Origin of the sequence: Bradyrhizobium septentrionale, assembly GCF_011516645.4 — a bacterium.
GTDB lineage: Bacteria > Pseudomonadota > Alphaproteobacteria > Rhizobiales > Xanthobacteraceae > Bradyrhizobium > Bradyrhizobium septentrionale.
The window spans coordinates 9522657-9545982 of sequence record NZ_CP088285.1 but is presented as its reverse complement, the minus strand read 5'-3'; the positions used below and the strand labels follow the sequence as shown (position 1 = coordinate 9545982).

Below are 23326 nucleotides of genomic sequence, written 5' to 3'. Positions count from 1 at the left end.
GCCATCTTACTCCGCGGCGCTCGCGATCTTTTCGGCTCTACGATTGGTCACGACGACCTTGATCGCGTCGTCGACGCGATCCCGCGCATATCTGAGCGCCGTCGGCAGATCTGCCAGCGGAAAGGTGTGCGTGTGAATCCTGGTCGCGTCGAACCGCTTCGCTGCCATCAGTTCCATGGCGCGGTGGGTGGCGCTGCGGCCCTCGCCGCGGATGCCGTAGGCGTAGATGTTGTTTCGCACGAGATGCGCAATGTCCAGCGTTGCAGCCTCGTGCGGGAAGGCGGCCAGACAAATCCTGCCACCACGGTTGGTCATGTGAATCGCCTGGTTGAGTGTCGCTTCGGTGCCGGCACATTCGACGACATAGTCAGCGTCGATCCCCCCTGTTAGTTGCCGCACAACCTCAACGGCGTCCTCATCGTTGATGTTGATGACCCGATCGGCCCCCAATTCCCCGCCGATCGAGAGCCGCTTGTTGCGTGTTCCGGTCAGGATGACCGGGCTTGCACCAAGCGCTTTGGCCACCGCCACCGCGAGCAGTCCGATCGGCCCGGGGCCGATCACCACGACGCTCTCACCGGCAACCAATCCCCCCAATTCCGTCAGGCCATACATCGACGTACCGGCAGTCACGACAAGCGTCGCTTCCGCGTCGCTCATCGCATCAGGTACGCGCGCCAGCGTGTTGATGTGATTCACCGCGTATTCGGCGAATCCGCCATCGGTCGTAAAGCCGTTGGCGCGGTGGCCCTTCTCGGGTTTTCCATAGTTGAGACAGGACGTGTACATGCCCTGGCGGCAGCGTTTGCATTGGCCGCAACCGGCGTGAATCTCCACGCTGACCCGCTCACCGATCCTGAATTCGTCAACGTCCGGGCCGAGCGCGGCGACCGTGCCCATGTATTCATGGCCGGGCGTAAAGTTCTTGTTGAAGGGCAGGCCGCCCTGAATGTTCGCCGGCGACCCGGCATGGATGATCTCGAGATCCGTGGCGCAGATCGCAATCGCATCGATGCGGACCAGCACCTCGGCACGCGATGGGACAGGCGTCGGCTTCTCGCCCAGCAGGAGCTGATCGGGGTCGCCAAGGACCCAGGCTTTCATGCGGTCGGGGACGGGAAGGTCGGGCGATGTCTTGACGCCGGGCGGCTGGTACATGGTCGCCTCCTCTTTTGGTTGGCAGCCTAGCGCAAAACGGCCGGCGGCCGCGAGCAGCCGATGGTTGGCATCTCGGCTCCGCCATTTGCTGCACAGCAGCGGGCGCGTCGCAAAACCTTCATACGCGGACTATACTTGATCGCCCGGTTGATGTTGAAATCCTCATCGCATCCCGCCAAACCGGAGCCTCCCATGAAGACCGTCCGCCTTGTCCTCGCGTTGCTGGCGCTGACGCTGATCGCGCCGTGGCAATCGGCCAGGGCGGCCGACGTGATCTGCTACAATTGCCCGCCGGAATGGGCGGATTGGGCCTCGATGCTGAAGGCGATCAAGGCCGATCTCAACTACGACATCCCGCACGACAACAAGAATTCCGGCCAGGCGCTGGCTCAGATCCTGGCCGAGAAGGCCAATCCCGTTGGCGATATCGGCTATTTCGGCGTCACCTTCGGCATGAAGGCCAAGGCTCAGGACGCGCTCGAACCCTACAAGCCGGCGCATTGGGATCAGGTCCCCGCCGGCCTCAAGGATCCGGACGGCTATTGGACCACGATCCACTCCGGCACGCTCGGCCTGTTCGTGAACAAGGATGCGCTCGGCGGCAAGCCGGTGCCGGCCTGCTGGAAGGACTTGTTGAAGCCCGACTACAAGGGGATGGTCGGCTACCTCGATCCGTCGTCGGCGGCCGTTGGCTATGTCGGTGCAGTCGCCGTCAATCTGGCGCTGGGCGGCTCGCCCACTAATTTCGATCCGGCGATCGGCTTCTTCAAGGAGCTGCGCAAGAACGATCCGATCGTGCCGAAGCAGACGTCCTATGCCCGCGTCGTCTCCGGTGAGATGCCGATTCTGTTCGACTATGACTTCAACGCCTACCGCGCGAAATATTCGGAAAAGGGCAACTTCGAGTTTGTGATTCCCTGCGAGGGCTCGGTGGTGTTCCCCTATGTCGTCGGTCTCGTGAAGAACGCGCCCGACAAGGAGAAGGCCAAGAAGGTCATGGACTATCTGCTGTCCGACAAGGGCCAGGCGATCTGGACCAATGCCTATCTGCGTCCGGCTCGCCCGATCGAGCTGCCGGCTGCCGTGAAGGGCAAATTCCTCCCCGACAGCGACTACGCGCGCGCCAAAAGCGTCGACTGGGGCGAGATGGAAAACGTGCAAAAAGCTTTCGTCGACCGCTATCTCGCCGAGGTCCGCTGAGGCAATATGGTGCCCTTCGCCAGGGCACCAATCTTCCGATGTCGCAAAAGTCCTTTGTTTGGCTCTGTCTGCTGCCGCTTGCGGTCGTGACGACGGCATTCTTCCTGTTGCCGATGGCACGGCTGGTGATCGCAGGTGCCGAAGGGCCGCACGGGCTCGCCGGATATCTCGCGATCCTTGCGGAAGGCCGCTATCGCGCGACGTTGATCAACACCGTGCTTCTCGCGGCGGCAACCACGGTCGTGACGCTGATCGTGGCGACGATCGCCGGAATGTTTCTGCAGCGGCACCGCTTTCCCGGGCGGGCCGTGCTGATCGCAATGCTGACCTTTCCGCTGGCGTTTCCCGGCGTGGTCGTCGGCTTCATGATCATTCTGTTGGCCGGACGACAGGGGCTGATCGGCGATCTCTCGAACAGGATCTTCGGCGAGAAGATTGTTTTCGCCTATTCGATCTACGGGCTTTTCCTGGGTTATCTCTATTTCTCGATCCCGCGCGTGATCCTCACCATCATGGCGGCCGTACAGAAGCTCGATGTCGGTCTGGAGGAGGCCGCACGGTCGCTCGGCGCCAGCCCATGGGCGGTGCAGCGTGACGTCGTGTTGCCCGCGCTGGCGCCGGCTTTCGTCGCTTCCGGTGCGATCGCCTTTGCCACCGCGATGGGAGCGTTCGGAACCGCTTTCACGCTGGCGACGAACATCGACGTGCTGCCGATGCTGATCTACACCGAGTTCACGCTGGCCGCCAATTTCGCGACTTCGGCAGCGTTGTCGGTGGGGCTTGGCCTGATCACCTGGCTCATCCTTGCGCTCGCCCGCACGTTCAGCGGCAGCGCGGTCGCGGCGGCCGGGTGAACGCATGCGCGACCGCCTGATCTTCGCCGGCCAGTTCATCTTCACGCTGCTCGTTGCGGCATTCCTGGTGGTGCCCGCGGGGCTTTCCATCTCTGCGGGCGTTACCGTCAATTACTTCCGAGGCATCCAATCCGGCGTGACCCTGCAATGGGTGGCGCAGGTCTGGGAGCTCTATGCCGGCACCATCCTGCTCTCCTTTGTGATCGCCTTCGCGACCCTTGCGGTCACGCTGGTCGCCGGCGTCCCCGCCGCCTATGCGCTGCATGCGCGCGGCGGCCGGCTCGCGCGCATCGTCGAGGAGACCATCACGTTGCCGCTGGCGATCCCCGGACTTGCGATCGCGCTTGCACTGCTGCTCTCCTATGGGAGCTTTGGCGGCTTTCGCCGTTCCTGGCTGTTCATCCTGGTCGGCCACGTGATCTTCACCATGCCGTTCATGGTGCGGTCGGTCATGGCGGTGTTTGCCACCGTGGACATCAAGACGCTCGATGAAGGTGCCGCCTCGCTCGGCGCATCGCCATGGCGGCGATTTTGCGATGTCATCGTGCCGAATGCGTTGCCGGGAATTCTGGCCGGCGCATTGATGGTGGTCACGCTGTCGCTCGGCGAATTCAACCTGACCTGGATGCTGCATTACGCCGTTGACGAAGACGTTGCCGATCGGGCTCGCCGACAGCTACGCCTCGATGCGGCTCGAAGTGGCGTCGGCCTACACCCTGATCTTCTTCGTGATGATCATTCCGCTCCTGGTTGCGATGCAGCTGCTGGCCGACAGGGATCACAAGCGATGAATACGGCCGGACACGGCGCAGCGGTGCGGATTGAGGCGTGCGGCAAGACGTTTGCCGACGGTACCCGAGCCCTCGATCCCGCGACGCTCGACATTGCGCGCGGCGAGACGCTGGTGCTGCTCGGGCCATCCGGCTGCGGCAAGACCACGATGCTGCGGATCATTGCGGGCCTCGAGCTGCCCGATGCCGGCGGCAAGGTCCTGTTCGACGGCAAGGATATGACCTCGGTCCCGATCGAGCGGCGCAATGTCGGAATGGTGTTTCAGTCCTACGCCTTGTTCCCCAACATGACGGTGGCGGACAATATCGCCTACGGCCTGAAGGTCCGCGGTGTCGCCAGGAGCGAGCGGACCGCGCGCGTCGCCGAGCTGGTGACGCTGACGAACATCACGGGATTGGAGAACCGCCGCATCGACCAGCTTTCGGGCGGCCAGCGTCAGCGCGTCGCATTGGCGCGCGCGGTTGCGATCCGGCCCGGCATCTTGCTGCTCGACGAGCCCCTGACCGCGCTTGATGCCGCCTTGCGGGACCGCCTGCGTAGCGAACTCAACCGGCTGCTGCGCGCGCTCGGAATCACGACGATCTATGTCACGCATGACCAGGCCGAAGCCATGGAACTGGGTGACCGCATCGTGGTGATGCGGAAGGGTGCGATTGCCCAGATCGGCACGCCGCGCGAGGTCTACTTCGCGCCGAAGGATCGGTTTGTGGCGGAGTTCATCGGCGCGGCGAACATTGTGGAAGCTCCGATCCAGAACGGTGTATTGCTGCTGCCCGGCGGGCGATTGCCGATCGACGGTGGCGCGACGATTGCGAATGCAACTGTGATGATCCGCCCCGAGACCATCCGCGTGACGGAGACCGGCGCGGGCGCGGGGGTGCTCTCGGGCATCGTCGATTCCGTCAGCTTCATCGGCGACCGGCAGCGGATCGTCGTGAGTGGTGCATCGGGCAAGCCGCTCAATGTCGATGCGCCGAACACGATTCAAGCCAAAGCCGGCGACCGGATCGGACTTTCGATCGCGCCCGATGCCCTTCGTGTCCTGCCCTCCGAACCCTGAGCTCCATCGATGCCGTCGAAACCGGTCCTCATCGCCCAGATCTCCGACCTCCACATCAAGCCGCCCGGCGCGCTGGCCTATGGCCGCGTCGATACCGCCAGGGCGCTTGAACGCTGCGTGGCGGCGCTCGGCGCATTCGAGCCGGCGCCGGATTTCGTCGTCATCTCGGGCGACCTTGTGGATACGCCTTCCGTCGAAGAATACGACTATCTCAAGCGATTGCTCGCGCCGCTCCGCCTGCCGCTTGCCGGCATTCCTGGGAATCACGACTCGCGGGAGTGGATGCGCGCAGCATTTCCCGCAGCGCCTTATGCTCACGCAACGGGACCACTCGACCAGAAGATCGAGGTGAACGGCCTCGATCTCCTGCTGCTTGATTCAAGCGTTGCCGGGAAGCCGCATGGCCTGCTCGAAGCGTCGACGCTGCAATGGCTGGATGCGACGCTGGCGACGGCGGCCGACCGGCCGGCGCTGCTTTTCCTGCATCACCCGCCGTTCAAGGGCGGGATCTGGCACATCGACCGCCAGGACCTCTTCAATGCCGAGGAACTGGCCGCAATCGTCAGGCGCCACCCGCGTGCGCAGTTGATCGCGTGCGGGCACGATCACCGGGCCATGCTGACCACCCTTGCCGGCATTCCCGTGACAATATGTCCTGCGCCGAACCATGCGGTCGACCTGGATCTCGGACAGCTCCGAGAACCGTCGTTCAAGGTGGAACCGCCTGCGTTTCATCTGCACGCGTGGTTTCCCGGGCAGGGTTTTGGGCAGTTGGTCACGCATCAGGTCCCAATCGGTCAGTTCGACGGGCCGCATCCGTTCTTTGGGCCTGACGGCAAGCTGCTGTGAGCCGGGCCGGGCGCCGGCCGGCACAGAGGCGTTTCGCCACGCGGGATTTGCGTTGCCGGACCGGGTTTCCGGATCGGGTGCCGCTGTCGGGTACAATTGAGCGTTGCAACTAGGTGTTTATTTATTCCAAATTGTACTTTGAATCCCTTGCACGGACCTTTGTTGCTGTAGGTCCCCGGCGGGGTTATAATCCCCTCCGCTTTCATTGATCGATGGCTTTGTCGGCGTCCGCTCTGGCGGCCGATTAAACGCAACACAATCAGTCTGGATGACAATGACCGGTGCGTCGCCCATAGAACGAATTGCCGGTGCGCCGTCGTTTCCGAACAACAAGCTTTCGGTGCTGCGCAAGCATCCCTATTTCTCCGATCTGGAGCCCGAGGCGTTCGATCAGCTCTGCCGTTACGCCAAGCACACCACGCTGAAGCGTGGGACGACGATCTTTTCCAAGGGCGATCCCGGCACGAGTTTGATTGCGGTGATTTCGGGCACGGTGAAGATCAGTATCTCATCGCCGGATGGTCGTAACGCTATCCTGAACCTGATCGAGGCAGGAGAGATATTCGGGGAGATCGCGCTGCTCGACGGCTTGTCGCGGACGGCCGATGCCACCGCCAACAGCAATTGTGAGCTGTTCGTCATCGACCGGCGCGAGTTCATTCCCTTCGTGCGCAGCCAGCCGACGCTCGCGATGAAGTTCATCGAACTGCTTTGCGAACGATTGCGCCGGACCAGTGACCAGGTCGAGCAGGTGATCCTGCAGGACTTGCCCGGTCGCTTGGCCAGCGCGCTGCTGCGCCTCAGTGACAAGCACAAGCGCGAGCCGCAGGGGCGCACCATCTCAATCACCCAGCAGGAGATCAGCGAGATGGTCGGCATGACGCGCGAGAGCATCAACAAGCAGCTCCGCGCGTGGGCGATACGCGGTTGGGTCAGGCTTGAGCATGGCGCGATCGTCGTGCTGAAGCCCGAGACGCTTCAAGCGTTGGTCGAGGCCGGAGCTGATGACGGCGAGTAGTCGCTGCGGCGGCCGACCAGTCAGGCATGTCACGAAACGGTGAATTTGGTAGGCCCTGTGAAATCAATCACATCGGCCTTGCATGCGTTGCGGTAAGTGACGCTTCGGGGAGCACACTATGGAGGAATCCATGCAGGGCTCTTTCGACAAGCGACGGCAGGACCCGCAGAGCAACTACCGGAGCTTCAGCATCAAGCTGATCGCTCTACCGGTGCTCGTCATCGTTGCCTTGATCGGGATGCTGGTCAGTCGCCCGGCGGCGGTCAAATGGATATCGGACGCGGCGCAAGCCGAGTTCGCTGGAACTAATGCCATCGACGCCGATCCGGTGCCCAGCATCGCGCAGCCGGCGCCAGCGGCCCGGTCGGGCAACGAAATACGGACAGTGAAAGCCTACTGATCGTTGACGCCGTCGTCGCGTGCCAAGCTCGCGTGCTAAGGCGCGCGCCAAGGTTCGCGTGCCAAGGCGCGACGTCGGCAATTCAGATCGTCCAACGCTCCGCAGCCATCCTCACGCGGCAACACCGAGCAGCTTTGCTGCGGTCTGGCCGAGAATATTGGCCTTGTCGTCGTCGCTCAGCGACGCGCACGCGAAGATGTGGTCGACCGGTGCCAGTTGCCAGGGATAGGGATAGTCGCTTCCCAGCACGATCTGACCGGCGCCCACCTGGGCGGCGAGGTGCCGGATGGCCTCAGGCGTGAAGATCAAGGAGTCGAAATAGATCTGCTTGAGATATTCCGTCGGCGCTTTCTGGAGCTTGACGTCCGGGCTGCATCCCTTGGGTCCGACCAGGCAGGGATGGTCCGAGCGGTCGGCATAGGATGGGAGGTAGCCGCCGCCGTGCGCGGCGATGACCTTCAATCCCGGGAAGCGATCGAGCGTACCCTCGAAGATCAGGTGAGAGAGCGCGATTCGTGGTCTCGAGCGGATTGCCGATCGTGTTGCCGAGCCAGCCATTGCCGGAGAGCCGCTTGTTGAGCTCGGGCACGCCCTGCGGATGGATGAACAGGGGGACGCCGAGTTCCTCGGCCTTGGCCCACACCGGATGAAACCTGGAATCGGAGAATTCGACGCCGTTGACGACGCCGCCGATCGCCGCACCCTTCAGGCCCTGCTTCCTGACCGCCGTCTCCAGCTCCTGCACGGCGAGATCAGGCGCCTGCAGCGTCAGCGAGGCGAAGGCCGCAAACCGCTCGGGCTTTGAAGCGCAGAGTTCGGCGAGCTTTTCATTCTGGATTTTCACGATCTGCCCGGCAAGCTCGCGATCGCGGTCGTACCAGTATGGGTTGATCGACAGCACCTCCATATCGACCGCTTGCGCGTCCATCGCAGCCAGGCGCTTGTCGATCTCGACGAAGGCCTCAATGGCGCCGTTGACCGGCGGCACTTGCAGTTTCCCGGCGTCGGCGCCAAGCAGGGCTCCCGCCTCGCGGAAGTGGCAATGCGAATGAATGTCGATCGTCTTGACGCGTTTGCCGTTGACGGAGACCGGCAATTTCTGGCGCGATTGCTGTGCGCTCGCGTTGTGCACGAGCCCGCAGCCGCAGAACACGATGCCGGCCGCCGCCGTTGCTCCCGCCTTCAGGAAATCCCGCCTTGTAGCCATGACGATCGCCTCCCAAGTGTTGTTTTGTTATGGAGGGCCACCGTAAGGATGCACCTTGGCGGTCGCAAGGCCACACGCTGTGCGTGTCGCGCAATGTTGATCTGCTCAGACCGGCTTGATCCCGGCCTTTGCGATGATGTCGCGCCATTTCGGCACTTCGTCCGCAATTCGCCTGCGCATGCCGTCGGGGCCGTTTGCCAGCACTTCGAAACCGTCATTGCGCAGCTGTTCGGAGATATTCGGTGTCTTCAGGATCGCGATCGATTTCGTCGACAGCAGTGCGACGATGGGGGAGGGCGTGTTTGCGGGCGCGAGAAACCCCTGGAAGGTGTCGGAGACGAAATCCTTGTAGCCGAGCTCGATCATGGTCGGCACGTCAGGCAAATCGAACCATCGATGGGTTCCGGTGACAGCCAGCGCCCTTAACGCGCCCGACTCGATGTGCGGGTGGGCTGGTGGCAGTGCCGCAAACGCGACCTGGGTCGTTCCGCTCAGGATCGCCTGGATGGCGGGACCGGCACCCGAGAACGGCACATGAGTGATCTGGATATTGCCTATGATCTTGAACAGCTCTCCGGCGAGATGCGGCGTCGTCCCGAGGCCTGGGCTCGCATAGTTCAGTTCGTCCGGGTTGGCCCTGGCACGCGCGACCAGGTCGGCGACCGAATTGATCCCGAGCTTCGGATTGACCAGGATCACGTTGGGCGAGGTACCAAGCTCGGCAATCGGTGCAAAGTCTTTCGCCGGATCGTACGGGATTTTGGCGTAGAGGCCGGGATTGACGACATAGGCACTCGACGTGATCAGCAGGGTGTAGCCGTCTGCGTCGGCATGTGCCGCTATGCCGATCCCGATATTGCCTCCGCCGCCCGGCCGGTTCTCGACTACGATGGTGCCGCCGAGTGCTTCGCCGAGGTGAGTACCGAGGATGCGGGCCATGATGTCGGTGGGGCCGCCCGGCGCGAACGGCACGATGACCTTGATCGGGCGTTCCGGATAGCCGGCCGCCCTGGCTTCCCCGGCGAGACCCGCGACCGCGAGCACGCCACCGGCCTTCAAGATGGCACGACGCGAGGGCGAGGCTGGCCTGCTGCCCGTCATCGGATATGCCTCACCCGCATCACGACTGCTGCAGGCCGAACACCGCCACCGCGCGGATCGGCGACGCCGTCCCGTCGCGCCATTTCATCGGCAGGCCGATGAAGGTGAACTGCCCCTGGCCAAGCAGGGCCTCGAGATTGCACAGGCTTTCGATGTGGGTGATGTCGAGGTCGAGGCAGGCCTTGTGAACCAGCAGGTTCTCGTCGCTATCGGGACCCGGGCGCATCGAATCGATGCCGAAATGCACGATGCCTTGCTTCGCAAGCCACTCGGTGGCGGCGACATTCACGCCTGAATTGTCGGTCGCATATTCCTTGCGCGGAAAGGTTCGCGCATGGTGCCCGGTGCAGAGCAGGACGGTGCCGCCGTTCGGGATCGGCCGCCCGGCCGCCTTCACGGCGGCGGCGAGGTCGGATGGGGTGATCTCGGCACGCGGCGCAATATGGCGCAGGTCGAGACAGATGCCCGGCACGATGCACTTTTCGAGCGGATATTCGTTGATCGGGATGCCGCTCGGGCCGAAATGCCGGGGCGCATCGATATGGGTTCCGCCATGGTCCGGCATCGAAATGAACATCGATGCCAACCCATAGACATTTCGCGAATCCGCAAGGGCTTCCGCGTGGTTCTTCCACATCCCGTGGATGATTGGCGGATGACCGGGATAGCTCGGCGTGCGGTGATAGAGCTCTCGGCTCAGGTCGACGATCCTCACGACGGGTGCCCTTTCTTGACGGAGCTGGCGCAGGCGCGCTTCTACCCACAATGCTGACGCGTTTGTCGCGCTTGCGCAAGATGCGGCTTGCCCTCAGTGCAGAACCTGACGCAAATCGGGAAAGTGTTACATTCCGGCCTGCGTTGCCGAAGGGAGGGTTCGCGTGACCGACTATCGCAAACTATTTGATCTCACCGGCAAGACGGCCGTGGTGTTGGGGGCCGCCTCAGGGATCGGCAAATCCTCGGCCGAAGCGCTGGCGTCGCTCGGCGCGCGCGTGCTGTGTGCCGATCGCACGGTGGAAGGTGCGGAAGCAACCGCCGCGGCGATCCGGCAACAGGGTGGATCAGCAACGGCTGCCAGCTGCGACGCGGCTGATCGGGCTGATGTCGAGGTGCTGGCGGCGAAGGCGCTCGCGGAATTTCAGCGCATCGATATCGCGGTGACGACGCCGGGGCTGAACATCCGCAAGACCATCCTCGACTACACCGGGGAGGACCTCGACCGGGTCATCAACCTCAACATCAAGGGCACGGTCTGGTTCTTCCAGGCGTTCGGCCGCATCATGGTCAAGCAGCAAGGCGGCAGCCTGATTGCCTGCTCGTCGGTGCGCGCGGTGACCATCGAGCCGGGGCTTGCGGTCTATGGATCGACCAAGGCTGCGATCGGGCTGCTGGTCAAGGGCTTCGCGTCCGAGGTCGGCCGATCTGGCGTCCGGGTCAACGCGATCGCGCCGAGCATCGCGGAGACCGCGCTGACCGGCCCGTTCAAGCAGCGGCCCGACATCTACAATCTCTACGCCGGCCACACCGTGTTCAATCGCTGGAGCAGTGCCGATGAGGTCGCGACCGCCGTCGCTTACCTCGCATCGGATGCGGCGAGCTATGTCAGCGGCAGCACGCTGTTCGTCGACGGTGGCTGGACCGCGGTCGACGGGCCACCGACGGGCCTCACGCAGTTGGCGCGCTAAGGGATCAGACTAAGTCGAATAGCACGGGCGGTGCGCTCCCTCGCCCCGTTCTTACGGGGAGAGGGTTGGGGTGAGGGGTCGCCTCCGCGTAAACGGCGATAGCTGCGTTCGCGGAGACTCCCCCTCACCCGGAACGCATCTGACGATGCGTTCCGACCTCTCCCCGCACGCGGGGCGAGGTGAGGCGGAGGCGCCGCTCGATTCGAAGTAAGGTCATCTCGCGCAAGGTCGAGCCATCTACGACGTCACGTCGGAGACGAAGCCCGCTTTGCTGCGCAGCTCCGATGCATCCGACGACGTCAGCAAGGCGATCAGGCGTAGCGCCTGCGGTGCAGAGGCTGCCTGCGTCGGAACGGCGGCCGTATACATGGTCGCAAGGTCGCATCCCGGCGGCAAGATGCCCGATAGCACGACGCCCTGGGTGCTGATGATCTCGGTCGATTGCGTGCAGCCGAGCGGCCGCCGGTCATTGGTGGCAGCCAGATGCCGCATCGCGGTCGCGCCGTTTGGAAAGATCTTCAGCCGGCCGGCAACATCGTCTGCAATGCCGAGCTCTGCGAGGACCTTGGCGACGTGAATTCCGGCCGTCGAGGCCTTGATATCCGGCACGAAGATCGCGTCCGCAGCGAGCAGCACCGCGCGCAGGCTCGTCGTATCCTTTGCGCTCACCGGCGGATCGCCCGCCCGGACCGCAAGTGCCGTCTCAACGCGGCCGATGTCGGCAATCGAACTGCGCAAGACCAGCCCGTCGTCGGCAAGCTTCGTGATCAGCGCGGCGGTGAGGATGACGATGTCGGCCGGAACGCCGGTGCGCAATTTGTCGGCCATGGCGCCGACCGCGCCAAAATCGCCGGCAATACTGAGACCGGTTTCGGCTTCAAACGCCGGCGCGATGCTGTGCACCAGGCCCTGCGCGGCGCCACCGCTCAGGATGTTCAACGTCTTCATTCGCACTGTTCCTTCGCCGCGGTCTTTTCCGGTACGTGCCTATTGGGTCTTGTCCAGTCTTTTGACGACGTCTGCCCACTTCACGATATCGTCGCGCAGGAATTTGTCGAACCGCTCCGGCGTCATCGTCATCGGTACCGCGCCCTGCGCGGCCCAGAGCTTCTCGACCTCCGGCCGCCTGGTCGCGGCATTCACGGCCGTGTTGAGTTTGTCGATGATCGGCTTCGGCGTACCCGCCGGCGCCATCAGGCCAAGCCAGATCGTCGCCTCATAGCCGGCGACACCGGCCTCGATCACCGTCGGAACGTTGGGCAGCACCGCTGAGCGAATCTTGCCGCTTGTCGCGAGCGCACGCACCTGGTTTTCGGCAACATTTGGCGCCATCGCCGGCACGGCGTCGATCATCATCTGGACCTGGCCGCCGATGACGCCGCTACGGGCTTCGCCACTGTTGCGATAGGGCACGTGCACGACGTCGATCCCGGCCATGGCTTTGAACAACTCGCCCGCCATGTGATAGGGCGTGCCCTGACCCGACGAGGCGTAGTTCAGCTTTCCGGGCTGGGCTTTCGCGAGTGCAATGAACTCCTGCAGCGTCTTCGCTTGCACAGAAGGGTGGACCACGATCACGAGGTCGGAAGTGTTCAGGGACGCGATCGGCACGAGGTCGCGCATCAGCTCATATTTGCGCTGCGGCACCAGCGATTCATTCGCGGTCTGGGTGTTCGACATCATCAGCAGGGTGTAGCCGTCGGCCGTCGCCTTGGCGACCTCGAGCGTGCCGATCACGCCGCCGGCGCCGGTGCGGTTCTCCACCACGAACGGCTGGCCGAGGTTTTCCTGCAAGATGCTGCCGATCTGTCGCGCGACGACGTCGGCCGGGCCGCCGGGACCGAAGGGAACGATGATCCTGACCGGCCGTGCAGGGTAGTCTTCGGCGTTAGCACGTGAGCCCGGCATCGACCCGGTCAGCAGCGCCGCGACAAGCACCAAGGCGTACCGTAAGCCCGCCATTGATCCTCTCCCCCAACTTTAGTCTTGTTTCTTGGTTAGAAGTCTAGCTGCAACCTGAAGCATCTGTCGACGACAGACTCCGTCCTTGCGCATCGGAATATCAGCGGGTGGACGGTGTATCAACTTCGCCATCGCGTGCGGGGAATCATATGAGGAAACATCCTGGGCTATCGCGCCGCGCTATGCTGAAGGGCTCGGGCGCAGTGCTGGCAGGGGCCGCTCTTTCGACGCGCGTGGTGGCCGCCGCGCCACCTGCCGAACCGGTCACGCCGACGCTGATCGAGGCGGCGAGGAAGGAGGGCCAGGTCGTCTACTACACCTCGACCGATCTGCCGGTCGCGGAAAAGCTGGCAAGGGCGTTTGAAGCGAAATATCCGGGGATCACCGTGCGTGTCGAACGCACCGGCGCGGAGCGCGTGTTCCAGCGGGTCGGCCAGGAATATTCCAGCAACATTCATGCGGTCGACGTCGTCAACTCCTCCGACGCCGCACATTTCATCGTATGGAAGCGCGACGGCATTCTGGCGCCCTATGTTCCGGAGGAGGTCGCAAGATACTATCCCGACGAGCATCGCGATCCCGACGGCCAGTTCGCAAGCTTCCGGGTCTGGCTTTCGATCATTGCCTACAACACCAATCTGGTGAAGGCCGAGGAGGCGCCGAAGAGCTTTGCCGATCTGCTCGATCCGAAATGGAAGGGCAAGATCGTCAAGGCGCATCCCGGCTATAGCGGCACCATCATGACCGCGACCTATCAGATGCAGCGCGACCTCGGCTGGAGCTTTTTCGAGCAGCTCGCAAAGCAGAACATCATGCAGGTGCAGTCCTCGACCGATCCGCCGAAGAAGCTCGATCTCGGCGAGCGCGCCGTGATGGCTGACGGCAACGAGTACAACATCTTCCAGATGAAGGAGGCCAGCCGCCCGGTCGAGCCGGTCTACGCCACCGAAGGGTCGCCGCTGATTGTCGGCCCGAACGGGATCTTCAAGGATTGCCCGCATCCGAACGCCGCAAGGCTGTTTCAATCGTTCGCGCTCGGGCGCGAGGGGCAGCAGCTCAACATCGAGATCGGCGGCCTGCGCTCGGTCCACGCGCAGGCCCAGGAGAAGGCGGGCCGCAAGCCGCTGAAGGACATCAAGACGATGAAGGACGATCCTGCGGCGGTGGAGCGGGAAGGGGAATCGATCAAATCGCGCTACACCCGCATCTTTCGCGTTTGACTGACGCCGTGGGCTCGATCGCCGAGCATTTGGGCGCCAGCCGCATGGCATATGCGCGGTTTTCGCCGAGACTGGGTCAATAATGCCCCTCGGCGGAGGGGGCATTTGATGTTACCAATTTGGCCATGAACCAGCATGCCAAGGTCGACATCCGTCATTCCACCTGTCCGCACGACTGCCCCTCGGCATGTGCGCTCGACGTCGAGGTGATCGACGGACGTTCGATCGGCAGGGTACGCGGCTCCAAGCAGCAGACCTATACGGCCGGCGTGGTCTGCGCCAAGGTCGCGCGTTATGCCGAGCGGATTCATCATGCCGAACGGTTGATGTATCCGCTGCGCCGGACCGGTCCGAAAGGCTCCGGCCAATTCGCGCGGATCTCCTGGGATGAGGCGCTGGACGAGATCGCCGCACGTTTCGATGCTGCCGAGCGGGAGTTCGGCGCCCAGTCGGTCTGGCCTTACTATTACGCGGGCACCATGGGGCTCGTGATGCGCGACGGCCTCAACCGTCTGTCGCATGTGAAGAAGTATTCGCGCTTCTACGGCACGATCTGCGCAACCATCGCGCGCATCGGCTTTGCGGCCGGGACCGGCAAGATCGCCGGCGTCGATCCCCGCGAGATGGGCGTCTCCGACCTCGTCGTGATCTGGGGCACCAATCCGGTCAACACCCAGGTCAACGTGATGACGCATGCATCGCGGGCGCGGAAGGAGCGTGGCGCGAAGATTGCGGCGGTCGACGTTTACAACAACGAGACCATGAAGCAGGCCGACATCAAGATTCTGCTGCGGCCGGGAACCGATGGCGCCTTCGCCTGCGCCGTGATGCACGTGCTGTTCCGCGAGGGATTTGCCGATCGCGATTATCTTGCGCGCTATACCGATTGCCCCGACGAGCTGGAAGCGCATCTCAAGACCCGCACGCCGGAATGGGCGTCGGCGATCTCGGGCGTGCCGGTCGAGGAGATCGAGGCATTCGCGCGGCTGGTCGGGACCACCAAGCGCTCCTTCTTCCGTCTTGGCTACGGTTTCACCCGCAGCCGCAATGGCGCTGCGCAGATGCACGCCGCGACGTGCATTCCCGCGGTCACCGGCGCCTGGCAATATGAGGGCGGCGGCGCCTTCTTCAACAATGCCGGCATTTGGCGCTTCGACGAGTCGATCATCGAAGGCCACGACGCGATCGATCCCTCTACGCGCGTGCTCGATCAATCGAAGATCGGCCGTATCCTCACCGGCGATGCCGAGGCGCTGCGCGGCGGCGGGCCGGTCAAGGCGATGCTGATCCAGAACACCAATCCGATGACGGTCGCGCCCGAGCAGGCGCTGGTGCGCCAGGGCTTTGCCCGCGAGGATCTGTTCGTCGCGGTGCACGAGCAGTTCATGACCGAGACCGCCCAGATGGCCGATATCGTGCTGCCGGCGACGATGTTCATGGAGCACGATGATCTCTATTACGGTGGCGGCCATCAGCACATTTCGGTCGGTCCCAAGCTGATCGACCCGCCCGGCGAGTGCCGCTCCAATCACGAGGTGATGCAGGGGCTCGGCCGCCGGCTCAATGCCGTGCATCCCGGCTTCGACATGACGCCGCGCCAGCTGATAGACGCAACTTTGAAGAAGAGCGGGCACGGCGATATCGAGGCGCTGGAAGCCGATTTGTGGCGCGATCTGCAGCCGGATTTCCGCACCTCGCATTATCTCGATGGATTTGCCCATGCCGACAAGAAGTTCCACTTCAAGGTCGATTGGGGCAAGGTCCCGGTCGGGACCGGCGGGCTGATGGGGGCGTGGGACAAGATGCCCTCGCTGCCCGACCATTGGAGGATCATCGAGGAGGCGGACGCGCAGCACCCGTTCCGTCTCGCGACATCACCGTCGCGCAGCTTCCTCAACACCAGCTTCAACGAAACGCCGTCGTCGCAGGCCCGAGAGGGCGCGCCGACCGTGATGATTCACCCCGACGATGCGGCTGCGCTGTCGATCGCCGACGGGGAAGCCGTCACGCTCGGCAACATGCGCGGCGAGACCACGCTGACCGCGAAGCTGTTCGATGGCGTTCGCCGCGGCGTGCTGATTGCCGAATCGATCCACCCGAACAAGTCCCACATCGGTGGCCGCGGCATCAACATGCTGACCGGGGCCGAGGCCGTCGCACCGCTTGGTGGCGCCGCGTTCCACGACAACAAGGTCTGGATCAGGAAGGCGTCGGCCGCCGGCTAAATCCTGCTTGCAGTCGGCGCCGATCCTGCCGCAAATGTGGGCTGACGACAGCACACGGGCAGGAAAGCAGGCAGGAAACATGACCGACAACAGCGTTCTTCTCGAGAAGCGCGGGCAGGCGTTCTGGATCACCATCAATCGCCCGGACAAGCGAAACGCGCTCAATGCCGGGGTGATCGCCGGCATCGCCAAGGGCTACCGCGATGCGCATGACGACAAGGACGTGCGCGTCATCGTGCTGACGGGCGCAGGCGACAAGGCGTTCTGCGCCGGCGCCGATTTGCAGAACAGCGGCGCGGCGTTCTCGATGGATTTTTCGCGCCCCAATGTCGACTATGCCGACCTGTTGCGGCTGTCGCAGAACGCGACCAAGCCTGCGATCGCGCGGGTCGGCGGTGTCTGCATGGCCGGCGGCATGGGGCTGTTGTGCATGACCGACATGGCGGTCGCCGCCGATCAGGTGATCTTCGGCCTGCCCGAGGTGAAGGTCGGGGTGTTTCCGATGCAGGTGCTGAGCCTGCTGCAGTCGATCGCCCCGCCGCGCCTTGTCAACGAATGGGCGCTGACCGGCGAGCCGTTCGACGCGAGGACTGCGCAGGCTGCCGGCCTTCTCAACTATGTCGTGCCCGCGGCCGAGCTCGACGCCAAGGTCGATTGGCTGATCGGCCGCATCGTCGACAAGTCGCCGACCGCGATCCGTCGCGGCAAATACGCCATGCGCGCGATCGCTTCGATGTCGTTCGACGAAAGCATCGCCTACACCGAAAGCCAGATTGCGCTGCTCGCGATGACCGAGGACGCCAAGGAAGGCCTCAAGGCCTTCGGCGAGAAGCGCAAGCCGACATGGACCGGGCGCTAGAGCCGCGCACCGCGCCGCTGACAAAGCGCGCGGTGCGCGATAACTAGCCCGCGTTGGCCTTCAGGCCGGCGGCCTCGATGCCGGCCACGGCGCAGATCTCGTCATTGTCTGACGTGTCGCCGCTGACGCCGACGGCGCCGAGCAGGGTCGAGCCGTCCATGATCAACACGCCGCCGGGGACCGGCACCATGCGGCCTTGCGCCAGCGTGTTCACCGCGTCGACGAAATAGGCCTGCTCCTGCGCGCGCTGAAACAGCGCGCGCGATCCCATTCCCAATGCCAGCGCGCCATGGCCTTGCCATGGGCGATCTCGGCCCGCATCAGGCTGGTGCCGTCCTGCGCGGCTGTCACCTTCACCGCGCCGCGGGCGTCGAGGATGGTGACGACCAGCGGCTTGAATTTCTTCTCGACCCCCTTGGTCAGCGCGGAATCCAGAATCTTGCGGGCAGTGTCGAGAGTGAGATCAGCCATGGGCCTCTTCCTTTATCGATTGAGCTGAACCGGATTTCGCACACTTCAGGCTCATCGCCAATACGCTGGCGACATGCAGCGGCGTCCGCCCGCTGCCGTCCTTGATCTGGTGCCGGCATGAGGTGCCGTCGGCCACGATCAGCGTGTGCTGATCGGCGCTCCTGATCGCCGGCAGCAGCGACAGCTCGGCCATCTCAATCGAGGCCTGATAGGTCTCCGCGCTATAGCCGAACGCGCCGGCCATGCCGCAGCAGCTCGACTCGATGGTCTTGACCTCGAGGCCCGGCACCAGGCGCAGCACCTTCTCCACCGGCTTGAACGCACCGAAGGATTTCTGGTGGCAGTGACCGTGCACGACGGCCTTGCCGGCGACCGTGCCGAGCGGCAAAGCGAGCCGCCCGGCCTCGGCCTCGCGCACCAGAAACTCCTCGAACAGCAAAGCGTGCGCGCTGACGGTCTTTGCGGTGTCATCCGAACGCAGCGACAGCAGCTCGTCACGCAGGGTCAGCAGGCAGCTCGGCTCGAGACCGATGATCGGCACGCCGCGGGCCGCGAACGGCGCGTAGGTCGCAACCAGCCGGTCGAGCTCGGCCCGGGCCTGCTCGACCAGTCCGGCCGACAGGAATGTCCGCCCGCAGCACGGCGGCCGGCCGCCGTCCGACGGCCTTGGCAGATGGACGCGATAGCCGCCCGCGACCAGCACCTCGATCGCCGCGTCGAGATTTTCCCGCTCGTAACCGCGGTTGAACGTGTCAGCGAACAGCACCACTTCGCGGCCGTCAGGCAGACCGAGCACCTCGGCGTCAGGCCGGAAGGTGTCGCGGCGAAACGCCGGCAGCGCGCGCTTGGCGCTGATCCCGGCAAGCTTCTCGAACAGCGCACGCAACAGCGGACTGCGGTTGCGCCAGTTTGCAATCGGCGCAAAGCGCGAGGCGAGATCGACATAGCGCGGCAGATAGCCGACCAGCCGGTCGCGCAGCGACAGGCCGTGCGTCGCGGCGCGCGCGGCCAGTACCTCGATCTTCATTTTGGCCATGTCGACGCCGGTCGGGCATTCATGGCGGCACGCCTTGCAGGATACGCAGAGTTTCAGCGTGTCCATCATCTCGTCGGAGGCCAGCGCGTCCCGACCCAATTGGCCCGAGATCGCCAGCCGCAGCGTGTTGGCGCGGCCGCGGGTGACATCTTTCTCGTTGCGGGTCGCGCGATAGGACGGGCACATCACGCCGCCCTCGAGCTTGCGGCAGGCGCCGTTGTTGTTGCACATCTCGACGGCGCCCTGGAAGCCGCCGCCGGCGCCGGGATAGGCCGACCAGTCCAGCGCCGTCTTCAATTCGCCGACGCGATAATCCGGCGAGAAGCGGAACAGCGAGCGGTCGTCCATGGCAGGCGGATCGACGATCTTGCCGGGGTTGAGCGTGTTGGTGGGATCGAAGCGCTGCTTGACCTCGCGGAAATCGGCAACGATGCGCGCGCCGAACATCGTCTCGTGGAATTCCGAGCGCACCAGGCCGTCGCCGTGCTCGCCGGAATGCGAGCCCTTGTATTCGCGCACCAGCTCGAAGGCTTCCTCGGCAATGGCGCGCATTGCCTTGACGTCCTTCTCGAGCTTGAGATTGAGCACCGGGCGCACATGCAGGCAGCCTTCGGATGCGTGCGCATACATCGTGCCGCGGGTGCCGTGCCTGGCGAAGACGGCGTTGAGCCGTTCGGTGTAGTCGGCGAGATGCGGCAGCGGCACCGCGCAATCTTCGACGAAGGAGACCGGCTTGCCCTCCTGCTTCATCGACATCATGACGTTGAGGCCGGCGGCGCGGAAATCGGCGATCCCGGATTGCAGCGCGGGCTCTGTGATCTCGACCACGCCGCCCCATTTGCGCTGAGGCCTGTCCCAGCCGAAGCCGAGATCGGCCATCAGCTCGCCGAGCTGCTTCAGGCGGGCGAGGTTGTCGGCCTGATCTTCCTCGGCGAACTCGACCACCAGGATGGCGTCCGGATCGCCGCGCACGGCTGCTGCGATGATCGGCTGGAACATCACGATCTCGCGGCCGAGCGCGATCATGGTGCGATCGACCAGCTCGACGGCGATCGGCCGCAGCTTGACCAGGTGCTGGGCCGCGTCCATCGCCTCGTAGAAGCTGCCGAAATGGCAGACGCCGAGCGCCTTGTTGCGGATCACCGGCCACAGCTTCAGCTCGACCTGGGTCGTGAAGGCGAGCGTGCCTTCCGACCCGACCAACAGATGCGCCATGTTGTTCGGCGCGTTGCGCGGCACCAGCGCGTCGAGATTATAGCCGCCGACGCGGCGCTGCACTTTTGGGAATTTGTCCGCGATCTCGGCCGCCTCGCGCTCGCCGAGATCGAGCATGTCGCGGAACAGGCTCGATCCGCTGTCGGGAGAATTGATCCGCGTCAGATCGCGCGGCACCTCGCCGAAATGCAGCAGCGTGCCGTCGGCAAGGGCTGCATCCATCGACAGCGTGTTGTCGCGCATCGTGCCATAGCGCAACGAGCGGCCGCCGCAGGAATTATTGCCGGCCATGCCGCCGATCGTGGCGCGCGACGCGGTCGAGACATCGACCGGAAACCACAGTCCTTGCTTCTTCAGCTGGCGATTGAGGTCGTCGAGCACGATGCCGGGCTCGACCACACAAGTCCGATTGTCGACGTCGAGCGAGAGTATCCGGTTCAGGTGCTTGGAGAGGTCGACCACGATGCCGTCATTGACGGTCTGGCCGCATTGCGATGTGCCGCCGCCGCGCGGGGTGACGATCCACCCGTCGTTGCGCGCGATCGCGAGCGCCCGCAGCGCCTCGTCGATGGTTCGCGGCACCACCACGCCGGCCGGCATGATCTGGTAGAACGAGGCGTCGGTCGCGTAGCGGCCGCGGTTGAAGGCATCGAAAAAGACGTCGCCGGTCATTTCGGACCGCAGGCGCTGTTCGAGCGATGAGGTGTTCTTCATCCCAGATCCGATGTGATCCACGACGCAACCGATACTGTCCGTGAATTATTCATTCTATTACGCTCAGAATTACATTATGAATTCATTATGAGCAAGACTTACGGCCTCAAGGTTAGTCGCCCTGAGGCGTCGCCTCGTCGGCGGCGTCCGGTCCCTCGGCGAGGTGCTCGATGGCGGCGGTCCGCTTGTTGCGCAGGTGCGCGAACAGGATGTCGCTGAGCTCGCTGCCGGCGCGGCGGCGTAGCGCATCGAGGATCGCTTCGTGCTCCCGCATCGCCTCGGCCCAGCGCTGCCGCTTGCGGGCGAAATTGGCGGAATAGCGCACCCGGCGGATACGGCCCGCGAAGTTGGCGTAGGCGGTCTTCAGGGTCTCGTTGCGCGCAGCCGTCACGATGCTCTCGTGAATGCGCTGGTTGACCTGGAAATAGCCGTGCATGTCGCGATGCAGATAGTGGCCGTACATCTCGTAATGCAGCCGCTCGATCGCGGCGATTTCCTCATCGGTGACCGCTTCGCAGGCCAGTCGTCCGGCCAGGCTCTCGAGCCCGGCCATGACGTCGAACAGCTCCTCGAGGTCGCGCGGGCTGAGCCGGCGCACCCGCGCGCCGCGATTGGGCAGGAGCTCGATCAGGCCTTCGGCGGCCAGCACCTTGAGCGCTTCGCGCAGCGGCGTCCTTGATATCCCCAGCATGTCGCAGAGCTGCCGCTCCGGAACGCGCCCGCCTTCGGGGATGTTGCCCTCCACCACGTAGTCGCGAAGCCGCAACAGGATCTCCCCGTGCAGCGAGGCTTCCTGGCGGTCGCCGCCATTGCCGGCGGCTGGTGGGGTGATCGGAACCCCGGTTTCGGGAATCGCAGATTTCATATCCGGGACAATAATTTACCCACAGGGTCGCGTCGACGTCTCCAATCGAATACCAAATATGCGTTGAAAAGACAAAAAATGAATGCAAAATAGTCGACCAGCAGAGCGAAGCAAGGCGATTGGGAGGTTCTCATGCATCAAGGGCGCCATTTTCTCCAGATTCCGGGACCGAGCCCGGTCCCCGATCGCGTTCTTCGCGCGATGGACATGCCGGTCATCGACCACCGCAGCGCCGAGTTCGGCGAACTCGGCCGGGCGGTGCTTGAGGGCAGCCAGAAGGTGTTTCAGACCGCAGGGCCGGTGGTGATCTTCCCGTCGTCCGGGACCGGCGCCTGGGAGGCCGCGATCGTCAACACGCTGTCGCCGGGCGACAAGGTCCTGATGGTCGAGACCGGCCACTTCGCCACGCTGTGGCGCCAGATGGCCGGCCGCTTCGGCATCGAGGTCGACTTCGTTCCCGGCGACTGGCGGCGCGGCGCCGACCCCGCCGAGATCGAGGCGAGACTCGCCGGTGACACCGCCCACAGCATCAAGGCGGTGATGGTCGTCCACAACGAGACCTCGACCGGCGCCACCAGCCGCATCGCGGATATCCGCGCCGCGATCGACCGCACCGCGCATCCGGCGCTGTTGATGGTCGACACCATTTCCTCGCTGGGCTCGGTCGATTACCGGCACGACGAGTGGAAGGTCGACGTCAGCGTCAGCTGCTCGCAGAAGGGTTTCATGCTGCCGCCCGGTCTCGGCTTCAACGCGATCTCCGACAAGGCGCGCGCCGCGTCGCGCAGCAACAGGATGCCGCGCTCCTATTTCGATTGGGAGGAGATGCTCAAGCCCAATGCGAAAGGCTTCTTCCCCTATACGCCGGCGACGAACCTGCTCTATGGGCTGCGCGAGGCTATCGCGATGCTGCTGGAAGAGGGGCTCGACAATGTGTTCGCGCGCCATCGGCGGCTCGCCGCCGCCACGCGGGCTGCCGTCAGTCATTGGGGGCTCGAGAATCTCTGCGAGGAGCCCTCGGAATTCTCGCCGGTGCTGACCGCAGTGATGATGCCGCCCGGCCATGATGCCGATCAGTTCCGCAAGGTCGTGCTCGACAATTTCAACATGTCGCTGGGCGCCGGCCTGTCGAAGGTCGCCGGCAAGGTGTTCCGCATCGGCCACCTCGGCGAGTGCAACGAGCTGACCTTGCTTGGCGCACTCACCGGCGTCGAGATGGGGCTGTCGGTCGCCGGCGTCCCGCATCGCCCGGGCGGCGTCGAGGCCGCGATGCGGCTTCTCGAGCAGCGCGATCAGCGCAACGCGCCATCGCATCTGAAAGTGGTCAGCACCTAAAGCGCGATGAGATTCATCGCGCTTTAGGTTTTCGTTTGAGCATGATCTTTCGGAAAACCGCTTCACACTTTTCCGGATCATGCTCTAGCAGCCACTTACG

Annotated in this window: 19 protein-coding genes and 3 pseudogenes; 12 read left to right on the top strand and 10 right to left on the bottom strand. The window is 64.1% G+C overall.

The genetic code is table 11. The features are described from left to right. Nucleotides 1-6: 6 nt before the first annotated feature. A complete protein-coding gene (locus HAP48_RS47870) occupies nt 7-1158 on the bottom strand; it encodes a zinc-dependent alcohol dehydrogenase (RefSeq protein WP_166207766.1) in 1152 nt (383 codons plus the stop codon). Between the two features lie 192 nt (nt 1159-1350). On the opposite strand from HAP48_RS47870, the gene HAP48_RS47865 reads away from it, so the two are divergent. From HAP48_RS47865 to HAP48_RS47835, 7 genes and pseudogenes are all read left to right on the top strand, one after another. Next, nucleotides 1351-2358 (top strand): ABC transporter substrate-binding protein, encoded by a 1008-nt coding sequence (locus HAP48_RS47865; protein WP_166207763.1) that lies wholly within the window; start codon nt 1351-1353, stop codon nt 2356-2358. A gap of 38 nt (nt 2359-2396) precedes the next feature. Beyond that, complete coding sequence (locus tag HAP48_RS47860) at nt 2397-3212, top strand: ABC transporter permease (protein ID WP_166207760.1); 816 nt, start codon at nt 2397-2399, stop codon at nt 3210-3212. Nucleotides 3213-3216: 4 nt separating this feature from the next. Next, nucleotides 3217-4003 (top strand): annotated as a pseudogene (locus HAP48_RS47855) (ABC transporter permease). Beyond that, a complete protein-coding gene (locus tag HAP48_RS47850; protein WP_166207757.1) occupies nt 4000-5064 on the top strand; it encodes an ABC transporter ATP-binding protein in 1065 nt (354 codons plus the stop codon). Before HAP48_RS47855 ends, HAP48_RS47850 begins: the two are co-directional and overlap by 4 nt. A gap of 9 nt (nt 5065-5073) precedes the next feature. Beyond that, on the top strand, nt 5074-5913 hold the full coding sequence (locus HAP48_RS47845; protein WP_166207755.1) for a phosphodiesterase: 840 nt from the start codon (nt 5074-5076) through the stop codon (nt 5911-5913). Between the two features lie 274 nt (nt 5914-6187). After that, nucleotides 6188-6931: a Crp/Fnr family transcriptional regulator gene (locus tag HAP48_RS47840; protein ID WP_051346129.1), complete on the top strand. Its 744-nt coding sequence runs from the start codon at nt 6188-6190 to the stop codon at nt 6929-6931. Nucleotides 6932-7049: 118 nt separating this feature from the next. Continuing rightward, a complete protein-coding gene (locus HAP48_RS47835; RefSeq protein WP_166207752.1) occupies nt 7050-7331 on the top strand; it encodes a hypothetical protein in 282 nt (93 codons plus the stop codon). A gap of 111 nt (nt 7332-7442) precedes the next feature. Here HAP48_RS47835 and HAP48_RS50340 read toward each other — a convergent pair whose 3' ends face one another. The 4 genes and pseudogenes from HAP48_RS50340 to HAP48_RS47820 form a co-directional block, all read right to left on the bottom strand. Further along, on the bottom strand, nt 7443-7889 hold the full coding sequence (locus HAP48_RS50340; RefSeq protein WP_275949197.1) for an amidohydrolase family protein: 447 nt from the start codon (nt 7887-7889) through the stop codon (nt 7443-7445). Between the two features lie 22 nt (nt 7890-7911). Then, nucleotides 7912-8538: pseudogene (locus HAP48_RS50335) on the bottom strand (amidohydrolase family protein); the annotation flags it as partial. Between the two features lie 105 nt (nt 8539-8643). Further along, nucleotides 8644-9639 carry a Bug family tripartite tricarboxylate transporter substrate binding protein gene (locus tag HAP48_RS47825; RefSeq protein WP_166207748.1) on the bottom strand — a complete coding sequence of 332 codons (996 nt, stop codon included), beginning with the start codon at nt 9637-9639 and terminating at the stop codon, nt 8644-8646. Between the two features lie 19 nt (nt 9640-9658). Further along, on the bottom strand, nt 9659-10354 hold the full coding sequence (locus HAP48_RS47820; protein ID WP_166207745.1) for a cyclase family protein: 696 nt from the start codon (nt 10352-10354) through the stop codon (nt 9659-9661). Nucleotides 10355-10517: 163 nt separating this feature from the next. On the opposite strand from HAP48_RS47820, the gene HAP48_RS47815 reads away from it, so the two are divergent. Next, the gene (locus HAP48_RS47815; RefSeq protein WP_166207742.1) at nt 10518-11324 is read left to right on the top strand and encodes an SDR family NAD(P)-dependent oxidoreductase; all 807 of its coding nucleotides are present in this window, start codon (nt 10518-10520) and stop codon (nt 11322-11324) included. A gap of 237 nt (nt 11325-11561) precedes the next feature. Here HAP48_RS47815 and HAP48_RS47810 read toward each other — a convergent pair whose 3' ends face one another. Both HAP48_RS47810 and HAP48_RS47805 read right to left on the bottom strand, forming a co-directional pair. Further along, nucleotides 11562-12272 (bottom strand): molybdate ABC transporter substrate-binding protein, encoded by a 711-nt coding sequence (locus HAP48_RS47810; RefSeq protein WP_166207739.1) that lies wholly within the window; start codon nt 12270-12272, stop codon nt 11562-11564. 39 nt (nt 12273-12311) lie between these two features. Beyond that, nucleotides 12312-13232, bottom strand: a complete 921-nt coding sequence (locus HAP48_RS47805; RefSeq protein ID WP_420869918.1) for a tripartite tricarboxylate transporter substrate binding protein — start codon at nt 13230-13232, stop codon at nt 12312-12314. Nucleotides 13233-13435: 203 nt separating this feature from the next. Between HAP48_RS47805 and HAP48_RS47800 the strand changes: the two genes are divergently transcribed. The 3 genes from HAP48_RS47800 (at nt 13436) to HAP48_RS47790 (ending at nt 17590) form a co-directional block, all read left to right on the top strand. Beyond that, the gene (locus HAP48_RS47800; protein WP_166207733.1) at nt 13436-14506 is read left to right on the top strand and encodes an ABC transporter substrate-binding protein; all 1071 of its coding nucleotides are present in this window, start codon (nt 13436-13438) and stop codon (nt 14504-14506) included. 125 nt (nt 14507-14631) lie between these two features. After that, nucleotides 14632-16731 carry a molybdopterin oxidoreductase family protein gene (locus HAP48_RS47795; protein ID WP_166207730.1) on the top strand — a complete coding sequence of 700 codons (2100 nt, stop codon included), beginning with the start codon at nt 14632-14634 and terminating at the stop codon, nt 16729-16731. A gap of 79 nt (nt 16732-16810) precedes the next feature. Next, nucleotides 16811-17590 carry an enoyl-CoA hydratase/isomerase family protein gene (locus HAP48_RS47790; protein ID WP_166207727.1) on the top strand — a complete coding sequence of 260 codons (780 nt, stop codon included), beginning with the start codon at nt 16811-16813 and terminating at the stop codon, nt 17588-17590. Between the two features lie 43 nt (nt 17591-17633). On the opposite strand, the pseudogene HAP48_RS47785 reads toward HAP48_RS47790, so the two are convergent. From HAP48_RS47785 to HAP48_RS47775, 3 genes and pseudogenes are all read right to left on the bottom strand, one after another. Then, a pseudogene (locus HAP48_RS47785) lies at nt 17634-18061 on the bottom strand (GlcG/HbpS family heme-binding protein). Next, on the bottom strand, nt 18054-21026 hold the full coding sequence (locus tag HAP48_RS47780) for an FAD-binding and (Fe-S)-binding domain-containing protein (protein ID WP_166207725.1): 2973 nt from the start codon (nt 21024-21026) through the stop codon (nt 18054-18056). Before HAP48_RS47780 ends, HAP48_RS47785 begins: the two are co-directional and overlap by 8 nt. 112 nt (nt 21027-21138) lie before the next feature. Then, nucleotides 21139-21891: a GntR family transcriptional regulator gene (locus HAP48_RS47775; protein WP_166207722.1), complete on the bottom strand. Its 753-nt coding sequence runs from the start codon at nt 21889-21891 to the stop codon at nt 21139-21141. A gap of 132 nt (nt 21892-22023) precedes the next feature. On the opposite strand from HAP48_RS47775, the gene HAP48_RS47770 reads away from it, so the two are divergent. Further along, a complete protein-coding gene (locus HAP48_RS47770) occupies nt 22024-23226 on the top strand; it encodes a pyridoxal-phosphate-dependent aminotransferase family protein (protein WP_166207719.1) in 1203 nt (400 codons plus the stop codon). The last annotated feature ends 100 nt before the right edge of the window (nt 23227-23326 follow it).